Source organism: Salegentibacter sp. BDJ18 (assembly GCF_017579965.1).
Lineage (GTDB): Bacteria > Bacteroidota > Bacteroidia > Flavobacteriales > Flavobacteriaceae > Salegentibacter.
In genome coordinates this window covers 31,624-45,806 of sequence record NZ_JAFLQX010000003.1, presented here as the reverse complement: position 1 = coordinate 45,806, position 14,183 = coordinate 31,624, and the positions used below count along the sequence as shown (strand labels likewise).

Here is a 14,183-nt window from a genome sequence, read left to right as displayed (position 1 = left end):
TTAACTGAGGATTATTCAAAGTAGAAAATTGATTGAATTTTTCGCAAAACTGGATCCTGGAAAAGCTGGATTTAACTGAAGGTTTAATCAATTTGATTTATCAAATTTTGATCAAATTCCTTTTTTAATTGGGTTACTTCTTCCACATTTTCGTTGGGTACAGTAACAGAAAGTACATAATGAGTAATTTTCCAGCCATCTTCAGTTTTTTGAAGCACGCCAGAGCCACGACAAATTCCCATTTGCGTGTCAAGAAGTTCATCAAACCAGGCGGTTTTACTGTTTTCGTCGGTATAAATATTTCGTTCTAAAGTGGTGAAATTCCAGGCCTGACCCCGATCAAAATACGGTTTTGAAAATTCACGAAAATCATCATTCTGCCAGTTCTCGGTGGCATCGGTGCCTATAAAAACCCCATCTTTAGTCATTAAGCTGAAGTATTTATCAAAGTTAGCTTCAGCGGCTGCCTGGTGCCATTGGGTTAAAACCTTATCTATGTTAGATTTTTCCTGGGCTGCAATATTTAAACTGAAAAGCAAAAAAAGCAGTGCGATAATTTTTTTCATTGCGAAGAATTTTTATTGAAGATATCAATTTTTCTGCACTCAAGATTAGAAAAATGATTACTACAATTTGGCCTGGGGAAGGGAATCTATAGAAATGGTATCTCTTTCGGCTTTAAATTCGTCCAGCTCGTCTTCAAAATCTTCCAGGGTTTTTAGGAAAAGCTCATTGAGCTGAATCTTAAAATTATTGAATTCCTCAGGGATTTCCCGGGCAACTTCTGTAATAGCATCGGCATCTAATTGCCGGCGGTGCGATAATTGTTCCAGGACTTTTGCTTTAGTGGTTAAAACGTTGGCGCGGGCCCTAACCGCGTTGGAGCTCAAAGAATCGGGAATGCTTGTGTTTAGGGATTCCATAACCTGGGAGATTGGTTTTGAGCTTTCTATAGTTTGCTGTAGATTATAATTTCTTAATTGGTCAACTTCATTTTGGGCAGCTATATACGCCAACCAATTTATGGCATGTTTTCGTGCTTCAGGAAGTAATATTACTTCTTCCTTAGTAGTTTCTATAGGTTGGTTTAAGGTAATTGAATCTAATTGACTGCCATTACTATCATCGGTTTGAGATTTTTCATTGCAGGCAAAGCAGAGTAAAATAGATAATATTAAAACCAGTTTTTTCATACCTAACAAAGTTAACCTAAAAATTTCCAATTTAAATAATTACAAAAGGAAGTATTTATGCCTCTGTTCAGCTTTGAAATTTTATTTAATTTCACTTTGTTAATTGAACAATTATCGAAATCCTTCCTTCAATAAAAGATTTCTAAAAAAAGTAAAGGTTTCGGCTGTTTCATTGCGAAAACCTCTATCTAAATAAATATATTTGCGGAAAAATCAATACAATGGCCGGGAAAATTTTAATTATTGGTGCTTGCGGGCAAATTGGAACCGAGTTAACGCTGAAATTACGTGATCTCTACGGAAACGATCGGGTAGTGGCTAGTGATATTAGGGAAGGAAATGAGGAATTAATGAATTCCGGGCCGTTTGAAATTACCGATGCTACTGATGCTCCAGTAATTGAATCCATTATTGATAAATACGGAATTTCTGAAGTTTATCTTATGGCCGCGATGCTTAGTGCAACTGCCGAAAAGGCGCCAATGAAAGCCTGGAATCTTAATATGGATTCGCTTTTTCATATTTTAAATTTTGCAAAAGATAAAAAGATTGAGAAAGTCTTTTGGCCTTCCAGTATTGCAGTTTTTGGCCCTACAACTCCTAAAAATGATACCCCACAAACTACTATAATGGAACCATCTACGGTTTACGGGATTAGTAAGCAAACCGGGGAAAGATGGTGTGAATATTTTCACGATAAATATGGGGTAGATGTAAGAAGCTTGCGTTATCCCGGGATTATAAGTTATAAAACCCTTCCCGGCGGCGGAACTACAGATTATGCGATAGAAATTTTTCACGAAGCGCTTAAGAATAAAGCCTACACTTCATTTTTAGCTGAAAATACCGGTTTGCCAATGATGTATATGGACGATGCGATTAAAGCTACCGTAGATATTATGGAGGCTCCTTCGGAAAAAATAAAGGTGCGGTCTTCTTATAATCTTTCGGCTTTGAGTTTTACACCAAAGGTTCTTGCCGAGGCTATTCAGGAAGAAATTCCGGACTTCAAGATCTCTTACGAACCAGATTTTAGACAAAAAATAGCCGATTCCTGGCCATCTAGCATAGATGATTCTGAAGCCAGAAAAGACTGGCAATGGAAACACGATTTTGACATGCAAAGCCTGGTTAAGGAAATGCTTGCCGGAGTTTCTGAACAACTGAAAACCGCGAAATAGGTACGCGATAATCGAATTTATTTTTTCTTCATTTTATTTAACCAGATTATGGTTCCGGTAATTGGTAAACTGGTTGCGATTAAGCAGGCCAGGAAATAAAGAATTTTTGAAAAAGTCCCGAAAATTTCGCCTGTGTGAATTGGTTTAATTAAAGAAGCCACCTGAACATTTGCTGGTTTTTCTGAAAAAAGTTCCTTTTTGAGAATTTTCCCGTCTCTATCTATCACCAACATATCATAAGTGTTGGGCGACCAGTTGCCAGCTTCATATTTTCTAATAGAAAAAATACCATTTTCGTCCTCTGGAAATGAAATTGAAGTCTCCCCGGGATAATCCAGGTTTTGATTAGAAATATTAATGATTTCTGCAAGTTCCAGGGTTCTAGAATCGGCATTAGTTTCTGATGCAATTTTTGGTCCGCCGCGGCCACCAAAAACCTGGGTTCCCAGAACCTGACTACCGAGGTCTTTATACCAATCAAAAGACCAGAATAGTCCGGTTAGCGTCATTACGATTAATAATAGGCAGGAATAGAAACCAAGGGTGTTGTGCAAATCGTGATTAATCCTTTTCCAGTTTGCAGACCATTTAATTTTAAAGCCCGGTTTTAAGGTTTTCCACTTTATTTTTTTCTTCGGAAACCAAAGTACAACTCCGCTTATAGATAGAAAGAGAAAGATAAGAGTTGCGATTCCTACAATAGGTCTTCCAATTGCAGAATCGAATAACAACCAGCGATGCATTCTAAACATTGTGAAGAAGAATTCATCTGCAGGATTTTCACCTAGTTGCTGATAATCGCCGGTGTATTGATTTACATAAAAAGTAGTGCCGCGTCTATCTTCCGGCGAAGTTTTCACCTTGAATTCATAAGCTTTATTGGGGTTTTTAGGTAACGTAAGCCCGGTAACCGCTCCTTCTTTTTCAAGGTTTTGCTGCAAATTTTCAATATCAATTAGTTTACCTTGTTGCGGGTCTACTTTTAATTCTTCAGCAAAAAGCGATTTTATTTCGGTTTGGAAGGTTAAGATAGTTCCGCTTAGGCAAACTAAGAACAGGATAATCCCGCTACCAAGCCCTAACCATAAATGCAGATCGTTCAGTAATTTTCTAAACGTATATTTTTTCTTTTTTTGCTTCTTCTTTGTCATAGATTCTGGTATAAAACTTAAAATAAGACTGACCGGAAAAAGAATTTCCGGTCAGCCCTTTTTGGCAAATTCAAATATTTTTTAGGTGCTTAAAAAACTCCTATAAAGTGGCTTCCTTCTACATTTACCAGCTCGGCTCCTTTAGCTACCTCACCGGTTTGCGTATCTATTACATAAATATTTCCGTTTTCTCCTACGGGAGCTTCGGTTACATAAACTTCATCTCCATCTACCACAAATCCCTGGTATTGGAATAGGTAGAAATCTTCGCTATATGGAATTTCGTTTATTTTTTGTGCAGTTTTTGATTCTAAATCTACCAGGGCGAAATATCCCTGGGCTCCAGCTACACCTTCAGCAGAACCTGCGTGACGATAAGCTACAACGGCTTTTCCGCTTGCGGTAGGTCTCCAGGCAAGAATATAAGCGTCTTCAACACCTAATGCTTCGTCTAAATTAAACACGTACGAATCATCATACTGGTTATTAGCACCAATTTTTAAGATATGGGAACCGTTTGGATCTCCCTGGTTTGCCTGGTAAACACTTCCGTTCACCAAAAATGCATTAATGCTTCGGTAACCGTTGGTATTTCCCTTTCCAACTTCAGAAGTAATAATAGTTGGGTTTTCTAAAGAAGGGTAGTCTAAAACAATGGTTTTAGAACCTAAAACTTCACCATTTCTATCTGTTTCTCCGGTTTCCGGGTCTACCTTACTTATACGGGCGCCAATGTATAATTTATCTCCGGTAGCATTTAAGGTTGGCATATCAATCCTGCCAATGTAATATCCCTGAGCTTCCAGTTCTTCACTGAGTTGAAGACTTGATTCTTTAAACTCTTTTATTACCGAATTCTGTAAATCTAAGGTAACAATCCCCATAGTAGCTTGGGTACGAAGATAATTATCCTCATCATCAAACTGGTTTTCGGTATCTACATATACCGCAGCGCCTGTTTGGTCTCCATCAAATAATTTAATCCATCGTGGTGCAGAACCTACATAAGGAGCAATGCTAATTTCGCTTCCGGTTTGTTCAAAATCCTGCCCGCCATTCACGTTGTATTTCGTATAATTACCACCGGTGTCGCCGGCATAGCTAATATTGAATATAGTGCTGCCGTCTTCAGAAGATTGTAACCTTGCCGTTCTGTTAGAAGGCACTATAAATCCGTTATCAAAAGGTTCTATAGAAACCGATGGATCTTTGGCGTCTTCACTACTTACGGAATAAATTAGGGTGCCACCATTACCATCGCCGGGGTTTTCTCCCATTCTGGCTGCGGCAACGGTAATCCATCTCCCGTCTTCATTTTCAACTGGTTCCTGGCCTGGGTCTATAGGAGAATCATCGCTACTACAAGAAGCCAGTAAGCCTGTTGCCATTGCTAATGTTGCAAAAGTTTTAATGCTGAAAAAATTACGTTTCATATTATTATCTTTAATTATTGGTTAAAATTTATTGATTGAATAATTTAATTTTAAGTAAAAAGCCCTTCCCGGTTTTTGTACCGATAAATTGTCGTAAACAGGTTTGTCAAAGATGTTTTTTACATCAAAACTCATTACAAAATTTTGACTTGGGAAGGTGTAACTAAGCCCAATATCTTGCGCTAATTGCTGAGGTACTTTAAAGAAGTCGTCTCCTACCGTGTTGGATCCCTGTGGAACCAGATATGAAAATTCATCGGTAAAGTACATCGTGTAAAATAGATTTAGCCGGGAGTTTTTCTGAATTAAATCTTTAATTGAATAGCGCAAGTTTCCATTCATGGTAAAAAATGGAGTGTTGGGGACATCTATTTCTGCGCCCCGATTTTCAATTTTTAAATCGAATCGGGATACGTTGAAATTAAGTCCGAAATTATTATTATAAGTATATCCCAACTGTGCGTCTATACCTTTTGAAGTACCGCTGCCCTGATTTACATACACAATTAATTCTTCATCTACATTTAAAGAAGTCTCTATAGGTAAACCAATTCTATCTTTAATATTTCTGGTAAAAAGATTTGTGGAAGCATTAAATTGATGCTTCTTAAAGTTAAATGTGCCTAGTTTAATTCCTAAATTATAATTGTTACTTTGCTCGGGATTAATACTGGCGTTGGCTACAACATTATCCCCATCGTTACCAAAAATTTCGGTTTCGTTTGGAAGTCGTACTGCTTTTTCGGCCGAAGCCAATAAGGTAATAGTGGGGTTAAGCTCGTAAGATGCTGCAAAACCATAGCCTTCATATTTTTTGTTACTGCTTATAACATCGTCTACAATTTGCCTGCTTCCGTCTGGATTTATTTGAATTTCAGGATCTACACTTATGCTTTTTTGTTGATAATATTTCCCGAATACATTGGTTTTTAACCTGTCATTAAAAGCATTTAATTCATAGGTGAGCGAAAGTATATTCTTGTGTAAATCTCTTGTTCCTAAAAAGGTATTTTCTAATACAGATTGCAGCTCATCGCTATCTTCTCTATCAATTCCGTTGTAAACGTGGTTTGCTAAAATTGTGTGATTGTCGCTAATAGCGTAGGCCAAACCAGTTCTAATGGAGGCTACGTTACGGTTAATTTTTGCAAGCGTTGGACCGCCTTCTTGCTGCGAGCCCCAGGTATATTTGTATTCGTTTCCTCTAAAATCTATTGCTCTTTCGCCGTTCCAGCTATAAGCCCAGGGTACCGTATCATTCACCTGGCGATTTCGCTTTCCATAATATCCGGTTACATTTACATTCAAACCTGGTGTAAATAAATCTTCTTGTTGATAAGTTAAATTGGCAAGGGCTGCGTCAGATTCAAGAAATCTTCCTTCGTATGGCATAATGGTCATAAATGCGCCGTGTTGCACTTCTTTGTAATCATCAGAACCTGTAAAACCTACAAAAAACTGGTCGGCCCATTTTACATCTGTATATCCTACCTGAACCGTCCCTCCGGTAGACCTATAGGCGTCGTTAAAACGTCTCGCGGTAATTGGGGTTTGTTGGCCACCTAAACCGGTTACTACAATACTTCGGCCTGAAACTTCATAATCATTATCAGAATAGTTATGAAAGGCAGAAGCTTTTACGGTTAAACCGGAATTATCAAACCTGTACAATCCATTTACATTGGTTTGAAAAGTATTGAATGAGCCGTATGAAACGGAAGCGTTAATATTTTCACTCGACTGTTTATTAAGTACGATATTGATGGCACCGCCAAGCGCATCGTCGGCTAAATGGCCTGGAACAACGCCTTTGTAGACTTCAATTCGCTCGATCATGGAAGGCGGAATACTGTTTAAGTTATAGGACGAACCAAAGGTGGAAATGGGAATTCCATCTATAAAAATACGTACCGCACTTCCCGATAATCCATTCAAACTATATTCTGCACGAGAGCCTAAACCACCATTTTGCCGAATTTTTACTCCAACCGTAGTATTTAGTAATTCATTGGTCTGAATGTTTCTAATACTGGCTTCTTCTGTTTCAACAACATTAAGTGCAAAACCTTTTTTCTCCATTTTGGTTTTGAAAGATTCTGCTCTTAAGTGTACCTCATCTAATTCGTTCCCTGAGGTATTTATTCTAATATTATGTTCTAGATTTTTTGGATTTACCGCTATTTGATGGTGGGCTAGAAAATCACCTATACGAATTTCGAGTAGAAAAACTCCCGGTTCTAAATTCTTTAATTGGTAATTTCCTTCGGAATCTGATGTAGTGCTTTCGCTTTGGTTGAGATTGGAGGCTGTAATACTTGCCTCATTTATAGCATCGCCATTTTCATCTTCAATTATTCCAGAAATATTGAAGCTTTTAGTCTCCTTTTGCTGTGCGCTTAAAGTAGACACGATTGCCGAGAGCAACAGTAAAACAAAGCTTATCCTAAATTTTGCAACCACAATTATTAATTATTATTCTTATTTAAACTAATTTTAAATAACTTGCGGCAAATTTATATTTTGAAGTGGTAAGCCTGTTTCGGTTTTGGAAATAAAAATTACGGAAAACGTATTATGTATATTGAGTCTAAATTAATAGAGGTGAATGAAACCTTATTTTCACAGGATCTATCAGAAGAAGAAGGTCTAAATATTCTTAAAAATGAAATCAATATTCAATCGTATTCCTGGTTAAAAGCGAAATGTAAAATTCAGTATTCAAAAGGTTTATTTATATTGGAAACCTTCTTTGAAAATAAAAAGAAGCTTACCGAGCTTATAAGTATTGGCGATGAGTATATTCAAATTTCATATTTGGGAAAAGGAGATTCGCAATTGGTTTCAACGAAGGAAAAAAAACCTGTTGGATTGGGCAGAATAAACTGCTGTTACAATCGCGACACCGTTAATACAATAGAAATGCCTTCCAATAGCCCTACACATTACCAGGCAGTTTTTCTTTCAAAAGCATATTATTTACAACTAATGAAGAGCGAAGCCTGGGCGGCTAATAATTCTTTTTATAAAAATATAGTTGAGGGAGAATTTTTAGAATGGGGAGCCTGTAAATTTCCTATAGATTATAGTTTGTACCATATTTTAAATGAGATTACAAGGGGAGAGTGGCAAGAAGATTATAAGAAATATTATCTTGAATTAAGGCTTAAAGAACTATTGCTTTCTCTACATTTTTGCCAGCAGAAACTGTGCAACGGAGTGGTAAAAGGAATTAAAGAAGAAAACCTCGAAAAAATAAGAGTAGCTCACGCATATTTAATTGAAAATTTTAAAAATCCTCCAACAATAAAAATACTGGCCAGGAAAGTGCTATTAAATGAGCTTCAGCTAAAAAGAGATTTTAAAAAGATGTATGGTAGAACTATTAGAAGCTTTATTATAGATTTGCGAATGAAAAAAGCTAAAAGCTTATTGGGAAAACATACCGTGAGTGAAATGGCCGGTATATTAGGATATAAAAGTGTTCCCCATTTTATAAATACCTTTAAGAAATACTATGGTTATACTCCAAAACAGGGTTTAAACCAGTAAACTACTTCCGGGCAAGCCACGAAGCATTATGATTGGAAAATATAATTCCATATCGAGGCAAGCCTCGGAGGATTTAATCTCGATTATCGAGTAAAATTAGTGCATAAAAAAAGCCGCTAAATTAGCGGCTTTTCAAGTTCTTGAAATAGGATAATATATATTATTCTATAACGCGTACTTCAGCAGCGTTAACTCCTTTTCTACCTTCTACTTCAACGTACTCAACTTTATCACCTTCATTCAAGCTCTCGCCATCTAAACCAGTAATGTGTACGAAGATGTCTCTTCCTGTTTCGTCGTTGGTAATGAATCCGTATCCTTTAGACTCATTGAAAAATTTAACTGTACCTTCCATTGTAATAATAAAATAAATAATTAATAAAGGGCAAAGTTAGTACAATATTATTGAAGACAATGCAATAATATTAATTTTCTTTTGAAAGTATTCTAAAACAGTAACTTAATCTATTCCTTTATCACGCATTTTATCCATGTTCTCTTTAGTGAGAGTGTAGTCTTTAAGACGTTTTCCCTTCCATCTCACGTAGAGGAAAATAGGCATTAAAATAAAAGCACTGGCAAGCACTGCAATGCCAATTATTTGGTCTCCAAGCAAAACATCTTCAAAAGTTCGGTAATAAAAACCGACTCCAATAGCGATAAGAATTAATATTGCGAGAATTTTTATAACTGTATTCATAAGATTAAACGGTTACTTCTATTAGTTTTTGGCGATAGGCAGTGAGCATTTTTGATTTTGAAATAAAGCCTACATACTTTTCGTCCTCTACCACAGGAAGGTTCCAGGCATTTGTTTCCTGAAACTTGGTCATTATTTCTCTTGGCCGGTCTTTTCTTAGATCTATTATTTCAGGCGCCCGCTGCATAATATCGCTCACCTTTACTTCGTTATACATTTTCTGATCAAACATGATAGGCCGTATATCATCTAACAATATTATTCCCAGGAATTTACGGTTTTCGTCTATAACAGGAAAAAGATTCCGGGAAGATTTTATCACGCCTTCGTGAATCACATCACCAAGATTCATATCAATATTAAGGCTTACAAAGTTTTTTTCAATTATCTGCTGAATATTCAGCAACGTTAAAACCGCCTGATCTTTATTATGAGTAAGCAACTCCCCGCGTTGAGCAAGTTCCATGGTATAAACAGAATGTGGCTGAAACCTACTGGTTACCACAAAGGATATTGCAGCGGTAATCATTAAAGGAACAAAAAGCTCGTAGCCCCCGGTAAGTTCGGCGATAAGGAAGATTGCGGTAAGTGGTGCGTGCATTATTCCCGCCATAACCCCGGCCATTCCCACCAAAGTGAAATTACTCACCGAGATAGGATTATTTAGAATTCCTAAATTATTGACAATAAGCGCGAAACAATGCCCCATGGCGCTTCCCATAAATAAAACGGGAGCAAAAATACCTCCAAGTCCGCCTGCACCCAGGGTTAATGAAGTTGCAATTACTTTAAAAACTACCAGTCCTGCCAGGAGGAGAATCACAACCCAAATATTATCCAGATAAGCGTCAAAAAGATTTGTTTGCAGGGCAAACATATAATTTTCCTGGAGCAAATTATTAATCACATCATAACCTTCACCATAGAGCGGAGGAATGAAAAATATTAGAATTCCCAGACCAAGTCCGCCAGCAATTAGCCTGAAAAATCCAGACTTTATTTTCCGAAATAATTCAGCGAATTTAAAGTAAACTTTTCCAAAGTAAATTGAGCAAAGTGCGGCCAACACGCCTAACACCACATAAAATGGAACTTCAGAAATATCAAATTGATCGCTTAATTGATAGTGTAAAATAATATCGTTACCAAAAAAGAAATAGGAGGTAAGGATGGCAGAAACCGAAGCAATTAACAAAGGAATCATAGAAACCAGCGTAAGATCCAGGCTAAATATTTCAATAGCGAAAATTATTGCGGCAATTGGCGCTTTGAATAAAGAAGACATGGCACCTGCAGCAGCACAACCTATTAAAAGCGTGCGTGTGGCCTGGTTCATTTTGAACAATCGCGATAAATTAGAACTTATAGATGCTCCCGTAGCCACTGTTGGCGCCTCTAAACCTACAGATCCTCCAAACCCAACAGTTAATGGTGCGGTAATTAGAGAGGCGTAAGATTGAAACTTACGCATAATTCCCTGTCTTTTGGAAATAGCATATAACACGGTGGGAATGCCGTTTCCAATATCTTTCTTAATAATATATTTTATGAGGAAAACGGTAATAGCAATACCTATAACCGGAAAAATAAAATAGAATGCATTGTGATAATTCACAATAAATTCGTCTTCCAGTAAACGTTGAATATAGTGCGTAAAATTTTTGATACCAACGGCTACAAGACCTGCCAAAAAACCAATGATAGAACTTAGAACCATTAGAAATTGCTGGTGACTAAGGTTCCTTGTGCTCCAATCAGAAAATTGGGTTAGAAGTGCTGTAACTTTACTACTCACTCAAAAATTTTAAGTGAAGATAAAAAATCCCGATTTGATTCCGGGATTTTTTAATCAATTATAATTTTACTCGATAATGGGTAACTTAGAGTCTCCAAGGCTTTTCTAGAAAAGAATTATTTTACCTGAAGATGAAGCTCTTTAAGTTGAGCTTCGTCAAGTTTTGCAGGTGCGTCTATCATTACATCCCTACCGTTGTTATTTTTAGGAAATGCTATAAAATCTCTAATGCTTTCCTGTCCGCCTAAAATGGCTACCAACCTATCAAAACCAAAAGCGATCCCACCGTGTGGTGGTGCTCCATATTGAAAGGCATCCATTAAAAAGCCGAATTGTGCTTTGGCTTCTTCTGGAGTGAAACCAAGATAATCGAACATTTTTGCCTGGGTTTCCTTGTCGTGAATTCTTATAGAACCACCGCCAATTTCATTTCCGTTCAACACCAAATCGTAGGCATTGGCACGAACTTCTCCCGGCTTTGTTTCAAGAAGCGCAAAATCTTCTTTCTTTGGGGAAGTAAACGGGTGATGCATCGCGTGGTAACGTTGGGTCTCTTCATCCCATTCTAATAATGGGAAATCTACCACCCAAAGTGGAGCGAATTCATCGGCTTTTCTAAGACCAAGTTCATTACCTAAATGCATTCTCAATGCGCTTAATTGTGTTCTGGTTTTATCAGCATCACCGGCCATAACCAAAATTAGATCTCCGGGTTTCGCTGAGGTAGCTTCAGCCCAGTTTTTTAGATCTTCTTCGGAATAAAATTTATCTACTGAAGATTTTAAAGTTCCATCTTCATTATATTTTGCCCAAACGAGTCCGTTGGCACCAACCTGTGGTCTTTTAACCCAGGATATTAATTTGTCTATTTCTTTTCTGGTGAAAGAAGCCGCTCCCGGAACCGCAATTCCCACCACTAATTCCTGCTGATCGAAAACGTTGAAACCTTTGTTTTTGGCCAGGTCGTTTAATTCGGCAAACTCCATCCCAAATCTAATGTCTGGCTTGTCGTTTCCGTATTTTTTCATCGCTTCGGCATAGGTCATTCTTGGGAATTTTTCAACTTCCACACCGTTGATCTCCTTTAGTAAATGGCGGGTTAAACCTTCAAAAATATTCAGAATATCCTCTTGCTCAACAAAAGCCATTTCGCAGTCAATTTGTGTGAATTCTGGCTGCCTGTCGGCCCTAAGGTCTTCATCCCTAAAACATTTTACGATCTGGAAATATTTATCCATTCCGCCAACCATTAGCAATTGTTTAAACGTTTGTGGCGATTGGGGTAGGGCGTAAAACTGACCTTCGTTCATTCTACTTGGTACTACAAAATCTCGGGCACCTTCAGGTGTAGATTTTATTAAGTATGGAGTTTCCACTTCAATAAAATCCTGGTTAGAAAGATAATTTCTTACTTCCATTCCTACTTTATGGCGAAATTTTAGCTTGTTTTTTACCGGATTTCGTCTAATATCAAGGTAGCGGAATTTCATTCGCAAATCTTCGCCACCATCGGTTTCATCTTCAATAGTAAAAGGAGGCGTAAGCGAGGTGTTGAGAATAGTAACTTCGGTCACCAAAACCTCAATCTCACCGGTTGGAATATTTGTATTTTTAGATTCCCGCTCAATTACTTTTCCGCTAACCTGAATAACAAATTCGCGCCCAAGTTTTTGAGCTTTCTCCATAAGTTCTGTTGAAGAGCGCTCTTCATCAAAAATAAGCTGGGTGATGCCGTAACGATCGCGCAAATCTACCCAAACCATAAATCCTTTATCTCTTATTTTTTGAACCCAGCCCGAAAGTTTTACTTCCTGGCCAATTGAAGCTGCATTTAATTCCCCGCAAGTATGACTTCTATACATAATATTCCTGAAATTTTAAGTAGCGCAAAAGTAAGAAGATATAGTGAGTTTGCCGATAGAATAGGTTGAGAAAATACAGGATAATAATCGGTATTCAATCGGTTTTAATAACTTGTAAAACAGTTTTTACAGGATTTATATTTTTGTTACCTGCCTGGGTACATGCCGGTTTTTACTTTAAGAATATCTTTTAAGTAGTGCTTGGGGAGATATTCATCCGCCTAATGTTAACTTAAGGTTATGTGATTGTTGATTTAAAGTAAACTTTTAGTTATATTTGAGAAGTAAAGTTTTAAGGAAACGACTATGAAAAAGATAAAAAATATATTATTGGCTACCATTCTTACCTTTGGAGCAGCTGCTATGGCGCAGGAAAGTCCGGAACCCAAATTTGAAAAAGAAGGAAATCTTATTAAGGGAACTTTCTTTTATGAAGACGGTTCTGTAAAACAAGAAGGAACTTACAAAGAGGGAAAACTTCACGGAAAGTGGGTGGCATATGATGCTAATGGTAAAAAGCAAAGTATGGCTACCTATACTGAAGGAAATAAAACCGGAAAATGGTTTTTTTGGACTGCAGATAAATTAACCGAGGTGGATTATGATAATAACCAAATAGCGAATGTTAACACGTGGAAGAGCGATGGTACTCTAGCTGATAACTAGTCAAAATTTTATACCTAAATGAAAAGGCCGTCTTTTTAGACGGTCTTTTTTGTTTGACTAAACTTATTTTTAATCTTTCTCTACCTGCATTGCATCTATAGGATCTTCAAAAGCGATAAAAAGCACGCACGGCGCATCGCCACATTTTGCTGAATGAGGCTTATTGGCCGGCCCGTAAGCATACGAACCTTCTTTTAAAGTTTGCGGTTGCTCTCCTTCATATGTTACTTCCATTTCGCCCGAGACAAGAATCATCCTTTCGGGAGACGTATGGGTGTGCATTGGGATATTGGCATTGGCAGGAACTTTAAAAAAGATATCTGCATTTCTTTCCGCGGGATTTCCATGTAGCACTGCAATATTACAACCATCGGGCATAAAATCTGGGCAGGCACCCCACTCCAAATTTGAATCACCTTTTGAAATGGCAACGGAATTTTCAGCAATTTCCTGGGCAAAAACTCCGGAAGAAAGAAAGAACATTATCAAAATGGCGAAACTCTTTAACTGGTAATTCTGATTATTGATTTTCATGATTTCCTGTTTTTATTGATTAAAACGCTTCTAAAAATAATAGAAGAGTGCATTTACCTTTTAAGATAATTTTTAAACAATACACCAGAAATAAGGGCAATCCTGTAAATATGTAAAAA

Annotated in this window: 13 protein-coding genes; 3 read left to right on the top strand and 10 right to left on the bottom strand. The window is 37.3% G+C overall.

Annotation, left to right across the window (positions count from 1 at the left end; genetic code table 11):
- Positions 1–83 precede the first annotated feature (83 nt).
- Together J0871_RS02685 and J0871_RS02680 are read right to left on the bottom strand one after the other, a co-directional pair.
- Positions 84–566, bottom strand: coding sequence for a nuclear transport factor 2 family protein (locus tag J0871_RS02685; RefSeq protein WP_208223229.1), 483 nt, complete (start codon positions 564–566; stop codon positions 84–86).
- Positions 567–626: 60 nt separating this feature from the next.
- Entirely contained in the window at positions 627–1,193 is a 567-nt protein-coding gene (locus J0871_RS02680) for a hypothetical protein (protein WP_208223227.1), read from the bottom strand.
- A gap of 221 nt (positions 1,194–1,414) precedes the next feature.
- On the opposite strand from J0871_RS02680, the gene J0871_RS02675 reads away from it, so the two are divergent.
- Positions 1,415–2,374 (top strand): NAD-dependent epimerase/dehydratase family protein, encoded by a 960-nt coding sequence (locus J0871_RS02675; protein WP_208223225.1) that lies wholly within the window; start codon positions 1,415–1,417, stop codon positions 2,372–2,374.
- 17 nt (positions 2,375–2,391) lie between these two features.
- On the opposite strand, the gene J0871_RS02670 is transcribed toward J0871_RS02675, so the two are convergent.
- The 3 genes from J0871_RS02670 to J0871_RS02660 all read right to left on the bottom strand — a co-directional run bounded on the left by J0871_RS02670 (position 2,392) and on the right by J0871_RS02660 (position 7,418).
- Positions 2,392–3,525, bottom strand: coding sequence for a PepSY-associated TM helix domain-containing protein (locus J0871_RS02670; RefSeq protein WP_208223223.1), 1,134 nt, complete (start codon positions 3,523–3,525; stop codon positions 2,392–2,394).
- Between the two features lie 89 nt (positions 3,526–3,614).
- The gene (locus tag J0871_RS02665; protein ID WP_208223221.1) at positions 3,615–4,958 is read right to left on the bottom strand and encodes a hypothetical protein; all 1,344 of its coding nucleotides are present in this window, start codon (positions 4,956–4,958) and stop codon (positions 3,615–3,617) included.
- A gap of 21 nt (positions 4,959–4,979) precedes the next feature.
- Positions 4,980–7,418, bottom strand: a complete 2,439-nt coding sequence (locus J0871_RS02660) for a TonB-dependent receptor (RefSeq protein ID WP_346014326.1) — start codon at positions 7,416–7,418, stop codon at positions 4,980–4,982.
- Between the two features lie 114 nt (positions 7,419–7,532).
- On the opposite strand from J0871_RS02660, the gene J0871_RS02655 reads away from it, so the two are divergent.
- Entirely contained in the window at positions 7,533–8,507 is a 975-nt protein-coding gene (locus J0871_RS02655) for an AraC family transcriptional regulator (protein WP_208223219.1), read from the top strand.
- Between the two features lie 160 nt (positions 8,508–8,667).
- Here the strand turns inward: J0871_RS02655 and J0871_RS02650 are convergent, their stop codons facing one another.
- The 4 genes from J0871_RS02650 to aspS all read right to left on the bottom strand — a co-directional run bounded on the left by J0871_RS02650 (position 8,668) and on the right by aspS (position 12,864).
- Positions 8,668–8,862, bottom strand: a complete 195-nt coding sequence (locus tag J0871_RS02650) for a cold shock domain-containing protein (protein ID WP_037318850.1) — start codon at positions 8,860–8,862, stop codon at positions 8,668–8,670.
- A gap of 105 nt (positions 8,863–8,967) precedes the next feature.
- A complete protein-coding gene (locus J0871_RS02645; protein ID WP_208223217.1) occupies positions 8,968–9,207 on the bottom strand; it encodes a hypothetical protein in 240 nt (79 codons plus the stop codon).
- Positions 9,208–9,211: 4 nt separating this feature from the next.
- The gene (locus J0871_RS02640) at positions 9,212–11,002 is read right to left on the bottom strand and encodes a chloride channel protein (protein ID WP_346014325.1); all 1,791 of its coding nucleotides are present in this window, start codon (positions 11,000–11,002) and stop codon (positions 9,212–9,214) included.
- 116 nt (positions 11,003–11,118) lie between these two features.
- Positions 11,119–12,864: an aspartate--tRNA ligase gene (gene aspS, locus J0871_RS02635; RefSeq protein ID WP_208223215.1), complete on the bottom strand. Its 1,746-nt coding sequence runs from the start codon at positions 12,862–12,864 to the stop codon at positions 11,119–11,121.
- 306 nt (positions 12,865–13,170) lie between these two features.
- Between aspS and J0871_RS02630 the strand changes: the two genes are divergently transcribed.
- Positions 13,171–13,530, top strand: a complete 360-nt coding sequence (locus tag J0871_RS02630) for a nicotinic acid mononucleotide adenyltransferase (RefSeq protein ID WP_208223213.1) — start codon at positions 13,171–13,173, stop codon at positions 13,528–13,530.
- A gap of 69 nt (positions 13,531–13,599) precedes the next feature.
- Here J0871_RS02630 and J0871_RS02625 read toward each other — a convergent pair whose 3' ends face one another.
- Positions 13,600–14,064, bottom strand: coding sequence for a cupin domain-containing protein (locus J0871_RS02625; protein ID WP_243870372.1), 465 nt, complete (start codon positions 14,062–14,064; stop codon positions 13,600–13,602).
- Between the last annotated feature and the right edge of the window lie 119 nt (positions 14,065–14,183).

Excerpts from the sequence above, each read along its gene's own strand:
- J0871_RS02685 (WP_208223229.1), bottom strand. The coding sequence starts at position 566 with ATGAAAAAAATTATCGCACTGCTTTTTTTGCTTTTCAGTTTAAATATT.
- J0871_RS02680 (WP_208223227.1), bottom strand. The coding sequence starts at position 1,193 with ATGAAAAAACTGGTTTTAATATTATCTATTTTACTCTGCTTTGCCTGC.
- J0871_RS02675 (WP_208223225.1), top strand. The coding sequence starts at position 1,415 with ATGGCCGGGAAAATTTTAATTATTGGTGCTTGCGGGCAAATTGGAACC.
- J0871_RS02670 (WP_208223223.1), bottom strand. The coding sequence starts at position 3,525 with ATGACAAAGAAGAAGCAAAAAAAGAAAAAATATACGTTTAGAAAATTA.
- J0871_RS02665 (WP_208223221.1), bottom strand. The coding sequence starts at position 4,958 with ATGAAACGTAATTTTTTCAGCATTAAAACTTTTGCAACATTAGCAATG.
- J0871_RS02655 (WP_208223219.1), top strand. The coding sequence starts at position 7,533 with ATGTATATTGAGTCTAAATTAATAGAGGTGAATGAAACCTTATTTTCA.
- J0871_RS02650 (WP_037318850.1), bottom strand. The coding sequence starts at position 8,862 with ATGGAAGGTACAGTTAAATTTTTCAATGAGTCTAAAGGATACGGATTC.
- J0871_RS02645 (WP_208223217.1), bottom strand. The coding sequence starts at position 9,207 with ATGAATACAGTTATAAAAATTCTCGCAATATTAATTCTTATCGCTATT.
- aspS (WP_208223215.1), bottom strand. The coding sequence starts at position 12,864 with ATGTATAGAAGTCATACTTGCGGGGAATTAAATGCAGCTTCAATTGGC.
- J0871_RS02630 (WP_208223213.1), top strand. The coding sequence starts at position 13,171 with ATGAAAAAGATAAAAAATATATTATTGGCTACCATTCTTACCTTTGGA.
- J0871_RS02625 (WP_243870372.1), bottom strand. The coding sequence starts at position 14,064 with ATGAAAATCAATAATCAGAATTACCAGTTAAAGAGTTTCGCCATTTTG.